Origin of the sequence: Pedobacter miscanthi (assembly GCF_003315595.1) — a bacterium.
Classification (GTDB): domain Bacteria; phylum Bacteroidota; class Bacteroidia; order Sphingobacteriales; family Sphingobacteriaceae; genus Pedobacter; species Pedobacter miscanthi.
In genome coordinates, this window is sequence record NZ_QNQU01000023.1 from 39598 (window position 1) to 54892 (window position 15295).

Below are 15295 nucleotides of genomic sequence, written 5' to 3' on the forward strand. Positions count from 1 at the left end.
TTGTCTAAAGATGCCTTAAATTAGCATTGTGAGTAATTTTTTTGAGCTATTGCCATTATTTTAAGCATCTTTGGGGTTTGAAAAGATAAGCCCATTAATGAAGATTGTAATTGCAGAAAAGCCCTCTGTTGGTCGTGAGCTTGCCAAAGTTTTCGGAGCAACCACCAGGAAAGATGGATACATTGAAGGTAAAGGATATTCTTTTACCTGGGCATTCGGGCATTTATTACAATTGGCACCACCGCAGGATTATGGCTTTATTGGCTGGCGGAAGCAGCATTTACCCATGCTCCCGCAAAAATTTAAACTTGCTGTAAGGAAAATCAAAACTAAAGATGGCTTTGTAGAAGATCCTGCCGTAAGGAAACAGCTCGATACGATAAAAAAACTTTTTGATGAGGCTACAGAAATTATTGTGGCAACCGATGCCGGGCGTGAGGGAGAATTGATTTTCAGGTACATTTATTACTATCTGAAATGCAAAAAACCTTTTAAACGCCTCTGGATATCTTCTCAAACGGATGAAGCCATAAAAGATGGATTCAGGAACCTAAAACCTGGTACCGATTACGATACGCTGTTCAATTCTGCGCATTGCCGCTCAGAATCCGACTGGCTGGTAGGCATGAACGCCACGCAGGCTTTAAGTATTTCGGCAGGAAACAGGACGGTACTTTCGCTGGGCAGGGTGCAAACACCTACCCTGGCCATGATCTGCGCCCGCTTTTTGGAAATCAAAAATTTTGTACCGCAAACCTATTATCAGATCAGTATTTTGCTGACGAAAGATGAACAGGTTTTTAAGGCCATATCTACTTCCAACTATAAAGAAAAAGAAGAGGTAGAAAAATTATTTGCACTGGTTGAGGATGTGGCTTCAGGATTTCCAAACGGCGGAAATATTACCGCAGTAGAAGCCAAACCTCGGAAAGAGCCACCGCCACTGCTGCACGATTTAAGTAGTTTACAGCAGGAAGCCAATAAGAAAAAAGGTTACACGGCAGATCAGACGCTTAATATTCTCCAAAATCTTTACGAAAGCAAGCTCGTATCCTATCCGCGTACCGGATCGAGGTATATTGGAGATGATGTTTTTGCAGGTGTTCCCGATCTGATTGCGAAATTTACCGATCATCCGGATTTTGGAAAACAGGCGCAGTTTTTACAGACCATTACTTTGAACAAGCGAAGTGTAAACGCCAAAAAAGTAACCGATCACCATGCCGTTTTACCTACCGGCGAGCAGGCTTACGGTTTAAGCGCCGATAAACAGGCGGTGTATGATATGGTTGTGGGCAGGATGATTGAGGCCTTTCACCAGGAATGTTTAAAAGAACTCACTAAAATTACCATACAATCGGGCGTCACTTTTGTAGCTAACGGAACGGTAATCCGCTCTGCGGGCTGGAGGGCTGTATTTAACGATCCTGAAGATGACAAAAAAGACGAAGATAATGCCGCTTTACCCAAAGTGGCCGTTGGAGAGTTATTGCCAATTACCGAAAAATCACTTTTAGAAAAACAGACGAAACCTAAGCCGATGTACAATGAAGCTTCGCTGTTAAAAGCACTCGAAACCTGTGGTAAAGAGATAGAAGACGAAGAATTACGTTATGCCATGAAAGACAGCGGCCTGGGTACTCCTGCTACGCGAGCATCAATTATAGAAACATTAATTACAAGGGAATACATCACGAGGGAAAAGAGGAATCTGGTACCAACCAATAAAGGTTTGGCCGTTTATGAAGTGGTTAAAGATAAACAGATTGCGCAGGCCGAACTTACCGGGCAATGGGAAAAACGTTTGGAAGAAATCCGTTCAGGCTCTTCGGTGAAGGATTTTAAATCGGAAATAACCGAATACACCAAAACCATCACGCATGAGTTATTAATCGCCGGCGCTACTATTTCAGGAAAACTGGAGGAAGAAAAGAAACTTGAGAAGGCTTAACGCATAATCGTCATCTCCACTGGAATGCAGTGGAATGGAGAGAGCTATCCCGAGGCAGATTTCCCGACTTCGCTAGGTTACGCCCGAAATGACGGTAACTTAAATAACTCCCGGGAAATGACTACGCCTCTTGCTTAATTAAAAACGCTTTTGATCACTCTCTGAAGGGAGTCGCCCATGTTTTCATCTTTCTGGATAAAACCCACTGCACCGGCATCTAAAAAACCTTGCTCTAACACGGCTTTATCATTACCACTGAACATGCAGATTTTGATATCGGGCTGAATGGCCAAAATTTCTTTTATGGTGTTTGGATCACTATCTCCCTGAGGCATATTAATGTCCAGAAGTAAAAAATCGATGATTTCTTCTTTAAGATAATTAATGGTATCAGGTAAATCTTTGGTTTCGGAAATATTGGGAGATACCAGGCATTTACTGAATAACCTCTTCATCAAAAGCCGCATCAAATCATTATCATCTGCAATAAGAATTTTGATTGTTTCAGTCATTTAGATGGTTAATTAATCTGTAAACCCATATTTGTTGACAAAAATGCTTTACCGGATATTGCATTCTAAATTAATAATAGCAAGAATTTCAACTAGATAAAGGATGATTTAAGTAAAAATAATAAATTTATTTAATTTTTTCAGCCTTTATAAAGTAACAGCTTTATGACTATAAATCCATAAACTCCCAGGCGCTGTGATAAGCGTTTAACTGTTCGGCATATTGAATAAAATCTGCATAAAATTTAGATTTAGAAAGCGTTGAACTATCGCCTATCACCACCAGTTTCTTCCTGGCCCTCGTCATCGCTACGTTCATCCTCCTGGTATCCGATAAAAAGCCGATACTTCCTTCAGCGTTACTTCTGGTTAAACTGATGTAAACCACATCACGCTCCTGCCCCTGGAAACTATCGATGGTATTTACCGAAATTTTTTCCAGGTAAGGACTCAAAATATCATTTTCCTTAACCAGTTCATTTAAAATCTGTACCTGTTGCTTGTACGGCGAAACAATGGCTATTGAAGGAAAATTAACCTCACTTAATGTTGCCAAATAACCAGCCAAATGCGTTAAATGTTTCACTAAAAATGCAGCCTCATCCGGGTTGGTAGTACTTGTTCCGTCTAATTTTTCATCATAACTGCAACCAGCTGTATCGATAAACTGAATAGCTTCGTCATCTGCAAACAATAACCTGTCAGCAACAGAGTCATGTGCTTTAAGTTCGTTATTATAAAATACTTTAGACGAATAACCCATAATAGACCTATTCATCCTGTATTGTTCGTTTAACAGTACAACGGATTCAGGATGAAGACTTACAGTTTTCTCTAATAAAGTATTACTTAAACCATTTCTGGCAGCTTCGTTTGATTTTATGGTTGGAGAAAGTTGAAAATGATCGCCTGCTAACACCACTTTTTGTGCTTTGAGAATAGGGATCCAGCAGGCCGGTTCTAATGCCTGCCCTGCTTCATCAATCACGATGGTATTGTATTTTAAATTGCGTACCGTATAATGGTTTGCGCCCACCAAAGTTGCCGTAATTATCTGCGCTTTGGTAAACAGGCTGTCCATAATGTATTGTTCGGTTTTTTCTACTTCCCTGCCAATTTTATGCGCTTCATCAAACAAAGCTTTACGCTGCTCGCGCTCAGCCTTTCCAAAACTGCGTTTATATTTATGGGCCATATTTTTATACTCACTGGCCTGTTTCTTTAACGCTTTAATGGTTTTCATTTCTGGATGACCGGCCATTTGGTGATCGAGTGTGGCAGCAAGCAATCTTTCCGAAACCCTGGCCGGATTCCCTACACGGATTACTTTTAAGCCCACGGCAGCTAATTTTTCGGTGAGTAAATCAACTGCAGTATTACTCGGTGCTACCACAAGGATTTTTTGATCACTGTGTTTTGCAAGTGATTTTATGGCATGCACCAATGTGGTGGTTTTCCCGGTTCCCGGCGGACCATGCACAATAGCCAAATGATCTGCAGAGATAATTTTATTTACCGCTAACTGTTGCGAATCGTTAAGCGTATTGGGGATGATGAATTTCTCTTCTCCGCGGAATGAAGGTTTTTCGCCTTTAGTTAAAATGCGGATCAGTTTATTTTCCGATTCATTTTCAGCTAAATGTGTAGCCTGTTTCAGCGCATTCTGCATTTCATCGTAACTGTTATTGTCGAAAAGCAAGTCTACACCTAATTTTCCATCACGCGTCCAGTCAGGTAATTCATCAATACGTAAACTGATTTTCATCCGGCTGCCACTATGGTGTGTAATAATCCCTTCTACACGGTCTTCTTTAGCATCGTGATTGGAAAACAACACCACAGCCGAACCAAAACGGAACTGATGTGAAAAATCCTGATGCGTGGTACGCTCCAGTTCCACAGTTAAATAATCACCACGCCCTATTTCTGTGTTCCTGATCGCAATCGGATACCAGGTTAAGCCTAAAGCCCTCCTATCGGCCGCTGAAGTATTTTCGGTAAGTTTTAAATACGATTGTAAATCTTCTTCGCGTTCGGTATTAAGCAGATCCTGAAGTTTTTTAAAATATTCTTTTGGCAAGGGTGGAATGGGTTAGTGGGTTATTGTTCTGTTGCTATGTTTGATTGCGTATGGGGTTAATTGTTTAAATTGGTTAACTGGTTAACTGTTGCATGGCTGAATTCTTAATTGCTAACAGAGGTTAATTGTTTAATTGGTTAACTGGTTAATTGTTGCATGACTGAATTCTTAATTGCTAGCGGAGGTTAATTGTTTAATTGGTTAACTGGTTAATTGTTCGTCGCTAATAATTCCAAGTCGTCACCCTGCATGACGATCGCACCTGGAAAACGGGCTAAAAACTAATGGTAATCAACAATGTGCGCCAAACGTTCAACGCATTTACAAAACCAGCTCCCGATGCAACCTTAACAAAGTTTCCTCCGCATCATCACAAAAACCCGGATGTACTTTAGAGCATTGTACAACGGTACTCCGGGTTGCGGTAAGCCACCTGAAACGCGAGGCCTGGTCGTATTGGCCAATCGATCCGGATCCTTTGGCAGCAACACTGATTCGCTCAAAAGCAGCTAAGTTTTCTTTCAGTTCATCTACATCAACTTCAGCAGAAAAAGCTCTAATCCGCGCTTCATTCAACACATATATACTTTTTAAAAATTTTTGCTTGGCGCAAAATAAAATAATGCCCACATTGATAAATTCTTCACGTTCAACCCTCGGCATCACGCGGATTACAGCATACTCAAATAAGAATTTCCCTTGCATGCTGTGCTTCTTTTAAAAATATATCAGAATTGGCTAATCTTTCCGTCAGGAAATAAATGTAAGCCTTGCGGTGTTCTTCTTTACTTTCGAAATTGGTTTCACCCTCCAGCCAGTCATCAGGAATTAATCTGATAACCGCTTCAATTTTTTCGGGTGTAAGGATTTTAATAAATTCTTCGTGTACACTTTGAAGTTCGGTAGCCCATGGCAACAATACATGGTCTTTTACCAGCACAAAAGGTTTAACAGCCTGTTCTTTCCAGTTTTGCCACGAATGGTGGAAGTAAAGCGATGCACCATGATCAATCAGCCAGAGTTCTTTATGCCAGATCAGCATATTGGTATTCCGGCAGGTGCGGTCCATATTGGTTAAAAAGCAATCCAGCCACACAATCTGCGAGGCCAGTTTAGCATCAACTGTAGTTACTGTGGGATCGAAAGTAATGGCACCGGAAAGATAGTGTAATGCTAAATTTAAGCCTACGCTTGCTTTTAATAAATCCTGGATTTCTTCATCAGGCTCTGTTCTTCCGAAGGCCTCATCCAGGTTGGCAAACACCAATTCGGGTACAAGTAGTCCCAAAATACGGGCAATTTCACCGCCGATTAATTCAGCAATTAAAGCCCTTGTACCCTGCCCGGCACCTCTAAATTTAAGTACGTATAAAAAATTATCGTCGGCCTCTGCAATGGCGGGCATAGAGCCTCCTTCGCGCAAAGGCGTAACATAACGGGTAACATTTACTGTTCTGAGTTGTAAATCGTTCATATCTGCAGATAGAATGGCCATTTATTTTAATTTGGACACAATTCTAAACTTGCTGCAAATTTAGCAGATTTTCAACAATAAATCAGTCAGCGTATGGTAGTAATGCTTACGGTTGAAATGAAAGCAGGTTTAATCGTGCCCTAAGTAAGCATTTCCGGCCGGGGTCATTGCCGACGACCATTGTACCGATTCGCGGTTGATCTTAATCAGTCCCATACTTTCCAGTTCTTCATACTTCTCTTCCATGCCACCCAAAACCGACGAACTTACCTGTTGGTTTATAACTTCTAACAGCGATATAATTTCTGATCTTTCCATAACAATATTGATTAGATAATTGAATTAACATAAATATAACCAAAATGTTTCTGGCATAACTAAACATTTTCAGGGCTTTGAGGTTGTACATATATCCCGGATCTGATTGTTATGGAAGCACACATTTATCACCTTTTTATTATGGCATTGCCCGTTGCATGCATCGCATGGACGGTTACCAAAGAAGAAATTTTTAAAGAGGCTCGCGAATTTTGTGTTGATCGTTCGAAAAACTGCAATAAATTAATAAAACGGAAATTTTTCTATGTATTTACCTGCGAATACTGTTTCAGTCACTATGTAACCTTACTCCTGTTATTCATTACCAATTTTACACTGCTTTATCCCGATTGGCGTGGTTACATCATTTCATTTTTCTCTATCGTTTGGATAGCAAATGTATACATGAGTTTGTATAACATCATCAGGATCGACTTGAAAAAGGAAAAAATAAAGGTGGCAAAAGAAGAATCGGAGCTGAAGAACGATTAAAACCATTTGCAATAGAAGCTGTTTTTAAATAAACCTGCGATTATGCCTTCATCAGTAATTAAATATTTTAGTTATGATGCAGATCGGAAAACATTAAAAATCATGTTCATCACCGATATGTTTTACCTGTATAAAAATGTACCCGTGCGAATTTATAAAATGTTAAAGGCATCGGGCTCTAAAGGAAGATACTTTAACAGTTATATTAAAGATAAGTTTAAGTTTCAAAAACTGGAGGAAGAATAATATGCCCGAAGGCCCGTCGATTGTAATTTTGAAAGATTTAATTAAAGACCTGCATTTAGGCAAGCCCGAAATACTGGAAGTTGAAGGCAGTGCAAAAAATTTAGATAAAGACAGGCTGCTCCACGAGAAAATACAGGATTTTAAAAGCTGGGGCAAACATTTCCTGATTTGTTTTAAAGATTTTACCCTCCGCATCCATTTTATGTTGTTTGGCACTTATCTGATCAACGCGCACAAAAAAACAAAGCTTACACTGGGCCTTGCTTTTAAAAATGACGAACTGAATTTTTATACCTGCAAGGTAGACCTGCTTGAAGGTAATGTTAAAGAACATTACAATTGGGAAAACGATATAATGGCAGAGGAATGGAATAGCAGGGCTGCCATTAAAAAACTCAAAGAAATGCCCGAAGCACTGGTATGCGATGTGCTGTTGGATCAGCATATATTTAGCGGGGTGGGTAATATTATCAAAAATGAGGTTTTATACCGCATAAAAGTACATCCATTAAATAAGATTGAAGATTTACCACCCGCAAAGGTAAAGGCTTTAGTAAAAGAAGCCAGAAATTATAGTTTCGATTTTTTAAAATGGAAAAAGGAAAATACCTTAAGTAAACATTGGGAGGTTTATAGTCAGAAAGAATGTCCGCGGAAACATCCAATCACTAAAAAGGAACTTGGCAAAACACACAGGCAAACTTACTATTGCGGGAAATGCCAAAAGCTTTATCAGCAAAATTAAGTCCCACTTTTTTAATTTTTTATGAAATATTTAAAAAACTAATTTACAGCAACTTAAGCCTAAAATCAATCAAAAAGCGGTTAATTAATTATAATTTTAAAGTAAAAGAAGTGTTAAAGCTATTGTATTTTTAGAAACTACTCCTATATTTGTCCTCGAGAGCGTTAATTTAGATACGGGTATATGGCTTAGGCTGTATGCCCGTTTTTTGTTTCAGCAAGTTTTACGTGCTCCATAACTTTGCTTAAACAAATTTTTAGCCATGGCGTATAAACCTGAGGATTTGTCTTTATATCATTGGCTAATGTTTCCAGATCGATATATTTAAAAGTTTCTACCTCTTCCCTGTTAATCACCGGAAGTATGTCGCTGGCACCAAAAAAAACATGGTCAACCTCATGCTCTGTTAAACCGTCTTCAAATTTGGCTTTATAGGTAAATTTAAAAAGATAATTAAGTTCACAATCCATCCCCATTTCTTCATTTAAGCGCCTTTTGGCAGCCGCTATATTGGTTTCGCCTAATCGAGGGTGACTGCAGCAGGTATTGGTCCACAGGCCGCCTGAGTGGTATTTGCTTAACGCACGTTGTTGTAACAGCAATTCTTTTTTAGAATTAAAGATAAAAACAGAAAAAGCACGATGAAGCAAGCCCTTTTCGTGTGCTTCTATTTTTTCCATCTGGCCCACGGGCTTATCATCCTGATCAACCAGAATAACTTGTTCTTCCATTTAAATTACATTTAGCTTATTGCGGATAATCGAGTCGAACATCAAGCCCACTTTATGGGTATTGGAAATCCTGATCCGCTCCGTCATAATTTTTTCGGCGCTTAACTGCTTAATTTTGGTAAATAGTTTTTTATAATAGATATACGACAAATATACACCATTCCTGGCGCTTGGGGGTAACATTTTGATACCGGCCAGGGCTATGGCAAACTCTTCTTCAATCTCCTCCTCTATCTCCCTTTTCTGGTTATCGCAAAACAAAGCAAGGTTAACATTAGGAAAATAATTACGGTTTAAACTTTGATGATCGGCTTTAACATCACGTAAAAAATTTACTTTTTGAAAAGCAGAGCCCAGTTTCATCGCGTAAGGTTTTAACTGTTCGTAATTGGCCTGATTACCGCCTGTAAAAATCTTTAAACACATTAAGCCCACAACCTCGGCAGAACCTAATATATATTCGTTATAAAGTTCGGAGGTATATTTTTGGGTAGAAAGGTCCATTTCCATGCTTTTTAAAAAAAGATGGATCAGCTCATGATCGATTTGATAATGATTAACTATCTTTTGAAATGAGTTTAGGATTGGGTTTAAACTGATGCCTAAATTAATCGCTTCAAAAGTGTCTTGTTTGAATTTATCCAGCAGAAATTTTTTATCATAGTGATGAAAACTGTCTACAATTTCATCTGCCAAACGCACAAAACCATAAATTGAATGGATGGGCATGCGCAGTTCTTTACCAAGAAAATAGATGCCAAAAGAAAAACTGGTACTATAACGCTTGGTGGTGAGCCGGCTACAATCGGCAGATAGCTGATCAAAAATTTCTTTCATGTAAAATGGGATAATTAATGGATGTTTCAAATTCATCGAGCGTTTTAAACCAGTTGATGTGACCTATATTTTTTAGGTTACCGATTAACTGACTGTTTCCGGCAAGATGGATCCGGGTGGATGTGCATATTTCGGATAATTGATCTATATATTTCTGTGCTGCAGTAACTGTTCTCGATTTTACCATAAAAAGTAAAACCTGGTTAATATTTAGCGTCGAAAATACCCGTTCGATAGAATCTAACGGAACTTTACTCCCTAAAAAAATAACCTGATGACCATGCATCCTTAACATATAACTGGCAAAAAGCAATCCGATATCGTGATCTTCATCTTCGGGCAGAAAAAGGAGCCATTTATCTGAAGATGTACTTGCAAATGGAAGGTTATTTATGTGTGTAAATATTTTCTGACGGATAATATTGGATAAAAAGTGCTCATGGGCAGGGCAAATATCGTCTTTTCGCCACATTAAGCCCAAACGTACCAGCAAGGGATACATGATTTTCCGGTAACAATCCGAAAGGCCGAATTTACTTATTCCATCATCAATTAAATGATTAAAAGAGGGCTCATCAAAAGCTAATCCGCTGTTAATTAACTTAGATATATAATATTCCGTTTCTTTATCAGGAGAAGGGTAAGTAAGCTGCTGATCTAAAAGCTGTTCTATATCCTCATCAGAAAGACTACAGATTTTAGAAATTTTAAGGCCACTTTTATTTAAACTAACAATATTTAAGAGCTTTCTAAGCTGTTTATCATCGTAAAGGCGCGTATTGCCCTCTGTACGCATGGGGCTTAATGCATGGTACCGTTGCTCCCAGATCCTGATGGTATGAGAATGAATGCCCGAAAGCTGTTCAAGATCTGAGATAGAATAGGTCATTTATTTTGTTTAAATATATTCAATAAAATCTAAACAAAATAAATTAAAGAAAGTTTTTTTTTGCAGTCGGATGTTACCATCTGACTGATTAATCCTAATTTTCAGAATAAGTGTCGGATGGTAACATCCAACACGATCCGAAAACGGTTCTACATGAAACTAAGTGCCGGATCGTAACATCTGACACCACCTCGGAAAACCGTTACTCAAAGGCAGATTTATATTCCTGAACGAAATCAATAAATTTTCTTGGAGCTTTACCGGTAACCTCTTCCACCGCATTGCTGATGACCGCGGCTTCGCCACGGGCATAATGCGCATAATCTTCTATTAAACCGGCTGCCTGCCATGCTGGGAAACCAACTTTTAATAAAGCACTTTGCATTTCTTCATCGGAAACATTAATATACCTTATCTCCCTTCCCATTACCTGCGAAAGAATTTTAGCTATTTCCTGATGAGTAATAGCTTCCGGTCCGGTAATGTTGTAAATATGGTTCTCATGTCCGGCTGTGGTTAGCACTTTCAGCGCAACGGCTGCAATATCGCGGATATCAACCAGGCTGATTTTGGCATTGCCAGCGGTAGCAAAAAACTGCTGCTGGTATTTAATCGGCTCGGCAAAGCCCAATAATCCCTGCATAAAAAGGTTTGGCCTCAAAAAAGTATACTGCAAACCCGATTCCCTGATTTTCTGTTCTACAACTGCGTGGTAACGCAAAAAACGTACCGGCGAATTTACATCGGCAGCAAACTGTGATAATTTCACCAGGTGTTTTACGCCGTTTTTTCGGGCAGAATATACAAAATTACACTGGAGATCTTCGGCTTCTTCTGATGAATTAGTTACCAGAAAAACTTTTTCTATACCTTTTAAGGCACTTACAATGCTTTGTTTGTCTTTAAAATCGCCAACTACCAGTTCGGCACCATTTAGCTGTTTTAAAGTTTTAGCCAGATCTAAATTTCTTACCATTGCCCTAAAAGGGATGTTGTGATCGCCTAGTTGTTTAGCCAATGCAGACCCTACGCTACCAGTGGCACCGATAACCAGTATGGTTGGTTGTGAATGTGTCATGTTTTTAAGATTTAATTACATCACAAATTTCAACCTTCAGACAGGAATAAAATTGTAAGAAAACGAAGACCTAGTTAAAACGTTTTTCGGTTAAGAGTACGCCCCTTTCGCCATTACCCGTTTCGATGGTATGTACATGTTTGTAAGAATGGCTAAAAAAATCGTAACCATGTTCCATTTGTTTAATGGCAACTGTATTTACCGGATATTTCAGGTTGGTTTGCATACACAACAAACTGCCATTAGCCAGTAGAAGAAAATCGCAATCGTAACCTTTTTCCTGTAGTTCGATAACTTTTTTGGTGATAGATACGTTTAATCTATTGGTGGTGCGGATTTTACGTTTCATGGGACATTGGTTTTAGGGATGATTATTAGGTTATTAAATATATCTATTAATAACCACGTTTCAAAATACAATATATTGTTATACAAGTAATTAAAACATTTTGTTTTGATTATCATCTTGCCGGTTATCAACGTCTGTGCTACAGGGATAGCAATTTAACGCCAGATAGGATAATGTATCTTCTTTATTACATACTATACTAAGTAAACACACAAAATAAAAATAATTTCTTTATTTAAAAATGCATGCCATAAATTAGTATACCTTAACACACACACAATGAAACTGAAATGCATCGTAATCGATGACGACATCCTTGCCGTCAACGGGATAACTGCGTATATCAATAATCTAACGAATGTTGAATTGGTGAAATCGTATACCGATCCGGTTCAGGCTTTAAATGAAATCACGGCAGGGCAAAATGTCGATATCATTTTTATCGATGTGGATATGCCCATGATTTCGGGCCTTGAACTATCAAAAAGCATCAGGCACAAAACCGATAAATTGATCTTTACCACCTCCCATTCCAAATATGCTTATGATGCTTTTGAATTATATGCAAGCGCCTATTTATTAAAACCTTATACATTTGCGCGCTTTGCAGAAACCATTAACCACCTTTTTCCCCACGCACCCAGTGTACCCAATGTTCAGGTAAAGCAGAAAGACGATTATTTTTTTGTAAGAAATAAGAGTGAGAAAAATAACCTGATTAAAGTAAGGTATGCCGATATTGTTGCAGTAGAAAGTCTGCAGAATTATGTGCGTATTTTTACCCTGAACGAAACCATTGTATCGTATATCGCCTTATCAGAAGTAAAGATCATTTTAAAAGATTTCCAGAATTTTTTACAGGCTCACCGCTCTTTTATTATTGCTAAAAACTATATTGAAAAAATAGAAGGCAATACACTAAAAATGATCAACGACCTTACTATTAACATTGGAAACAGTTACCGCGAAAGCATCCAGGAGTACATTAAAGAAAAAACAATAAAAACGAATCGTTCTTAAAACTAATTTTTTAGTATTTTCGTTATTAAAACAATTAAACAATAGTTTTTTTGTTAATTATACATAGCCGTCCCCCCAGTTAACTAGCCAGATGAACGCATCGAACGAAAGCGAAACAAGAAAAAAAAGCCCGGTAATACAGTGGCTTACCGATAAAAAGCTCCATATCATTGTCTGGATCATTTTTATTTTTTACGAATCGATCATTGTAGGCTTAATTAACGGAAAATTTGGCAACCTGCCTCCATATATTTTATACTATACGCTTAATATCATCACCTTTTATGTACATGCCCATGTTGTACTGGCCTTTGGTTTTGAAAACCCCAAGCAAAGCTTCTGGAAGTTGCCCATAGCTTTAATACTCGAAATTGCATGTTACCTTGTTATGGCGGTACTGTTGGATTATATCATTATTTATCATACCCACTACACCGGATCGCGAAAAATCACGCTCGATCTGCAGTATTTTTCGTCTCCCTTATACCGTTGCGTGTATTTTATGTGTTTTTCTACAGGCTATTATTTTTTGCTGAATTACATTAAAGAAAGAAAAAAGACAGAGGAACTTGAAAAACAGCGCTTAAACAACCTGATCCAGATAGCCAGGTCGGAAAATGCTTTCTTAAAGGCACAGATACAACCCCATTTATTATTTAATACCCTGGATTTTATCTATCAGAACGCACGCGAGTCGTCGCCTGTTGCAGCAGAAGCCATCCATTCGTTATCAGAGATGATGCGCTACTCGGTAGACAGTAACAAAGACCGCGAATTTATTCTGCTTGATGAAGAAATTAATCAGGTAGAAAACCTGATCAATTTACATCAGCTCCGCAAAGACCATAGCATTCAGTTGCGTTTTGGCTATGACGACGAAATCAGAAACATTAAAATCATTCCGATGGTGCTGATCACCCTGGTAGAGAATATTTTTAAACACGGGGAGTTATTTAAAGCTTCCGATCCGGCAGAAGTAAATATCAGGATTGAAGATAATCACCTTATTATCGAAACATCCAACCTGGTTAATAAAGTTAAAGATCATTCGGGGCTAAGTTCGGGTATTGAAAACATCAAAAAACGTTTAAATTATACTTATGGCAAAAATGCAGCCTTTAGTTATATAACCGACGAAAACAATTATTTTAAGGTAAGATTAACAATCAGGTTAGATTAACTGACTTTTAGCATTTTTATCCAAAAGCTTAAATTTCTGCGACAATCTCAAATAAAAAACCATTTTTCCTTGCCGAATAGATAAAAATCCGTTACGGGCAGGTTTTTTTTTCTTTTTATTCACTGAAGTTGTAATTTGCAGTACCTAAACCTATCAAAATGTCTATAAGTTGCATCGCAATAGATGACGACCCCAGTGCGCTCGAAAGCTTAACGGAGTATGTGGATAAACTGCCAGATTTGAAACTTGTGCAAACTTTTACCGAACCGCTAAAGGCATTGGCAGAAATTTCAGTCCTGAATCCCGTTGACATTATTTTTCTGGATGTAGAAATGCCTGCATTATCCGGAATAGAACTGGCCGGTTTATTAAGACAGAAAACCAAACACCTCGTTTTTACCACTGCGCATGCACGTTACGCCATCGATGCCTTTAAAGTTGAAGCAGATGCCTACCTCCTTAAACCCTATTCTATATTACATTTTGCCAAAACAATAAATAATCTTTATCCCACCGGTAAAGAAACACTGAACATGTTTGCACCTGAAGATGGTCATTTCTTTTATATTCCCATCCAAGGTGAAAAAGGTAACCTGGTACGTGTAGATTTGAATGAACTTATTGCCATTGAAGAAATTAATGATGATATACGGTTTACAATCATCAATGATACTTTTTTGAGTTCGAAGTCGGATTTTATCAAAACCTTAAAAATGTTGAAGCAACATTCTGCATTTATACAAATCAGTGCGATGGTAATTATTGCCAAGCAACATATAAAAAGTGTATTGGGCGATACCGTACTGTTATCCGGAGAAACTGCATTTACCATTTCCAAAATGTATATGCCCCTTTTTGCCGATTTTGTGCGAAATAATTTCCCCCATAGAAAACCATAATACGCTTCAATTGAATAAAATTTTAGCGCAGCTTTTCAGCTTAACCATTTTTTAACCTCTGGTTAAAACATTCCCGCTTAAACTTTGTATTAGGATAGTCTATTTAGTTATTAATTGATTTATCTGTTTTGAAAAGAGTATTGGTTGTGGATGATGATCCTGATGTATTGGAAGTTTTTCAGGAGGTTTTGGAAACTGAGCACTATAAAGTTTACCCTTTATTATCACCAAGGTATATTTTTAAAACCATCAGGGATTTTGATCCTGACCTGATTATTCTCGACATTATGTTAAATGGAATGGATGGACGTGCCGTGTTTAAAGAGTTAAGGCTAAATCCGGAAACCGAAAATATACCGGTTATTTTAGCCTCGGCCAGATACGACGAAACCTATATTGCATCCCAAAAATATCATCCCGACGATTATTTAGAAAAACCATTTAATATGGGCGATTTACTACAGAAAGTAAATGCCTTAACCGAAAATTAAAAA

Annotated in this window: 18 protein-coding genes; 8 read left to right on the top strand and 10 right to left on the bottom strand. The window is 38.2% G+C overall.

What is annotated here, in order from left to right:
* The first annotated feature begins 97 nt into the window (after positions 1-97).
* Positions 98-1951 carry a DNA topoisomerase III gene (gene topB, locus DRW42_RS22195; RefSeq protein WP_113951066.1) on the top strand — a complete coding sequence of 618 codons (1854 nt, stop codon included), beginning with the start codon at positions 98-100 and terminating at the stop codon, positions 1949-1951.
* Between the two features lie 134 nt (positions 1952-2085).
* Here the strand turns inward: topB and DRW42_RS22200 are convergent, their stop codons facing one another.
* The 5 genes from DRW42_RS22200 to DRW42_RS22220 all read right to left on the bottom strand — a co-directional run bounded on the left by DRW42_RS22200 (position 2086) and on the right by DRW42_RS22220 (position 6335).
* Complete coding sequence (locus DRW42_RS22200; protein ID WP_113951067.1) at positions 2086-2463, bottom strand: response regulator; 378 nt, start codon at positions 2461-2463, stop codon at positions 2086-2088.
* A 169-nt stretch (positions 2464-2632) separates the two neighbouring features.
* The gene (locus tag DRW42_RS22205) at positions 2633-4543 is read right to left on the bottom strand and encodes an AAA domain-containing protein (protein WP_113951068.1); all 1911 of its coding nucleotides are present in this window, start codon (positions 4541-4543) and stop codon (positions 2633-2635) included.
* A gap of 321 nt (positions 4544-4864) precedes the next feature.
* Positions 4865-5248, bottom strand: a complete 384-nt coding sequence (locus tag DRW42_RS22210; RefSeq protein WP_113951069.1) for a DUF3037 domain-containing protein — start codon at positions 5246-5248, stop codon at positions 4865-4867.
* Positions 5226-6038 carry a HipA family kinase gene (locus DRW42_RS22215; protein WP_425273506.1) on the bottom strand — a complete coding sequence of 271 codons (813 nt, stop codon included), beginning with the start codon at positions 6036-6038 and terminating at the stop codon, positions 5226-5228. Before DRW42_RS22215 ends, DRW42_RS22210 begins: the two co-directional genes overlap by 23 nt.
* 108 nt (positions 6039-6146) lie before the next feature.
* Positions 6147-6335: a hypothetical protein gene (locus DRW42_RS22220; protein WP_113951070.1), complete on the bottom strand. Its 189-nt coding sequence runs from the start codon at positions 6333-6335 to the stop codon at positions 6147-6149.
* Positions 6336-6446: 111 nt separating this feature from the next.
* Here DRW42_RS22220 and DRW42_RS22225 point away from each other — a divergent pair, with 111 nt between their 5' ends.
* The 3 genes from DRW42_RS22225 to DRW42_RS22235 are packed head-to-tail and all read left to right on the top strand — an operon-like array spanning position 6447 to position 7818.
* Positions 6447-6827, top strand: a complete 381-nt coding sequence (locus DRW42_RS22225) for a hypothetical protein (protein ID WP_113951071.1) — start codon at positions 6447-6449, stop codon at positions 6825-6827.
* Positions 6828-6869: 42 nt separating this feature from the next.
* Positions 6870-7073, top strand: a complete 204-nt coding sequence (locus DRW42_RS22230) for a KTSC domain-containing protein (RefSeq protein WP_113951072.1) — start codon at positions 6870-6872, stop codon at positions 7071-7073.
* Position 7074: 1 nt separating this feature from the next.
* Positions 7075-7818, top strand: coding sequence for a DNA-formamidopyrimidine glycosylase family protein (locus tag DRW42_RS22235; protein WP_113951073.1), 744 nt, complete (start codon positions 7075-7077; stop codon positions 7816-7818).
* 188 nt (positions 7819-8006) lie between these two features.
* Here the strand turns inward: DRW42_RS22235 and idi are convergent, their stop codons facing one another.
* The 5 genes from idi to DRW42_RS22260 all read right to left on the bottom strand — a co-directional run bounded on the left by idi (position 8007) and on the right by DRW42_RS22260 (position 11702).
* Positions 8007-8549 carry an isopentenyl-diphosphate Delta-isomerase gene (gene idi / locus DRW42_RS22240; protein ID WP_113951074.1) on the bottom strand — a complete coding sequence of 181 codons (543 nt, stop codon included), beginning with the start codon at positions 8547-8549 and terminating at the stop codon, positions 8007-8009.
* Positions 8550-9386 (bottom strand): phytoene/squalene synthase family protein, encoded by an 837-nt coding sequence (locus tag DRW42_RS22245; protein ID WP_113951075.1) that lies wholly within the window; start codon positions 9384-9386, stop codon positions 8550-8552.
* Positions 9370-10275, bottom strand: a complete 906-nt coding sequence (locus DRW42_RS22250) for a MerR family transcriptional regulator (RefSeq protein WP_113951076.1) — start codon at positions 10273-10275, stop codon at positions 9370-9372. Before DRW42_RS22250 ends, DRW42_RS22245 begins: the two co-directional genes overlap by 17 nt.
* Before the next feature lie 202 nt (positions 10276-10477).
* On the bottom strand, positions 10478-11353 hold the full coding sequence (locus DRW42_RS22255) for an SDR family oxidoreductase (RefSeq protein ID WP_113951077.1): 876 nt from the start codon (positions 11351-11353) through the stop codon (positions 10478-10480).
* A 70-nt stretch (positions 11354-11423) separates the two neighbouring features.
* Positions 11424-11702, bottom strand: coding sequence for a hypothetical protein (locus DRW42_RS22260; protein ID WP_113951078.1), 279 nt, complete (start codon positions 11700-11702; stop codon positions 11424-11426).
* A gap of 279 nt (positions 11703-11981) precedes the next feature.
* Here DRW42_RS22260 and DRW42_RS22265 point away from each other — a divergent pair, with 279 nt between their 5' ends.
* From DRW42_RS22265 to DRW42_RS22280, 4 genes are all read left to right on the top strand, one after another.
* A complete protein-coding gene (locus DRW42_RS22265; RefSeq protein WP_113951079.1) occupies positions 11982-12722 on the top strand; it encodes a LytR/AlgR family response regulator transcription factor in 741 nt (246 codons plus the stop codon).
* A 91-nt stretch (positions 12723-12813) separates the two neighbouring features.
* Positions 12814-13902: a sensor histidine kinase gene (locus tag DRW42_RS22270; RefSeq protein ID WP_113951080.1), complete on the top strand. Its 1089-nt coding sequence runs from the start codon at positions 12814-12816 to the stop codon at positions 13900-13902.
* Between the two features lie 158 nt (positions 13903-14060).
* Complete coding sequence (locus DRW42_RS22275; protein WP_113951081.1) at positions 14061-14801, top strand: LytR/AlgR family response regulator transcription factor; 741 nt, start codon at positions 14061-14063, stop codon at positions 14799-14801.
* 128 nt (positions 14802-14929) lie between these two features.
* Complete coding sequence (locus DRW42_RS22280) at positions 14930-15292, top strand: response regulator (RefSeq protein ID WP_158544383.1); 363 nt, start codon at positions 14930-14932, stop codon at positions 15290-15292.
* The last annotated feature ends 3 nt before the right edge of the window (positions 15293-15295 follow it).

Coding starts and splice junctions, on each gene's coding strand:
- DRW42_RS22215 (WP_425273506.1), bottom strand. CDS start 6,038: ATGGCCATTCTATCTGCAGATATGAACGATTTACAACTCAGAACAGTA.
- DRW42_RS22230 (WP_113951072.1), top strand. CDS start 6,870: ATGCCTTCATCAGTAATTAAATATTTTAGTTATGATGCAGATCGGAAA.
- DRW42_RS22200 (WP_113951067.1), bottom strand. CDS start 2,463: ATGACTGAAACAATCAAAATTCTTATTGCAGATGATAATGATTTGATG.
- DRW42_RS22260 (WP_113951078.1), bottom strand. CDS start 11,702: ATGAAACGTAAAATCCGCACCACCAATAGATTAAACGTATCTATCACC.
- DRW42_RS22275 (WP_113951081.1), top strand. CDS start 14,061: ATGTCTATAAGTTGCATCGCAATAGATGACGACCCCAGTGCGCTCGAA.
- DRW42_RS22220 (WP_113951070.1), bottom strand. CDS start 6,335: ATGGAAAGATCAGAAATTATATCGCTGTTAGAAGTTATAAACCAACAG.
- DRW42_RS22265 (WP_113951079.1), top strand. CDS start 11,982: ATGAAACTGAAATGCATCGTAATCGATGACGACATCCTTGCCGTCAAC.
- DRW42_RS22245 (WP_113951075.1), bottom strand. CDS start 9,386: ATGAAAGAAATTTTTGATCAGCTATCTGCCGATTGTAGCCGGCTCACC.
- DRW42_RS22235 (WP_113951073.1), top strand. CDS start 7,075: ATGCCCGAAGGCCCGTCGATTGTAATTTTGAAAGATTTAATTAAAGAC.
- topB (WP_113951066.1), top strand. CDS start 98: ATGAAGATTGTAATTGCAGAAAAGCCCTCTGTTGGTCGTGAGCTTGCC.
- idi (WP_113951074.1), bottom strand. CDS start 8,549: ATGGAAGAACAAGTTATTCTGGTTGATCAGGATGATAAGCCCGTGGGC.
- DRW42_RS22225 (WP_113951071.1), top strand. CDS start 6,447: ATGGAAGCACACATTTATCACCTTTTTATTATGGCATTGCCCGTTGCA.
- DRW42_RS22270 (WP_113951080.1), top strand. CDS start 12,814: ATGAACGCATCGAACGAAAGCGAAACAAGAAAAAAAAGCCCGGTAATA.
- DRW42_RS22210 (WP_113951069.1), bottom strand. CDS start 5,248: ATGCAAGGGAAATTCTTATTTGAGTATGCTGTAATCCGCGTGATGCCG.
- DRW42_RS22255 (WP_113951077.1), bottom strand. CDS start 11,353: ATGACACATTCACAACCAACCATACTGGTTATCGGTGCCACTGGTAGC.
- DRW42_RS22250 (WP_113951076.1), bottom strand. CDS start 10,275: ATGACCTATTCTATCTCAGATCTTGAACAGCTTTCGGGCATTCATTCT.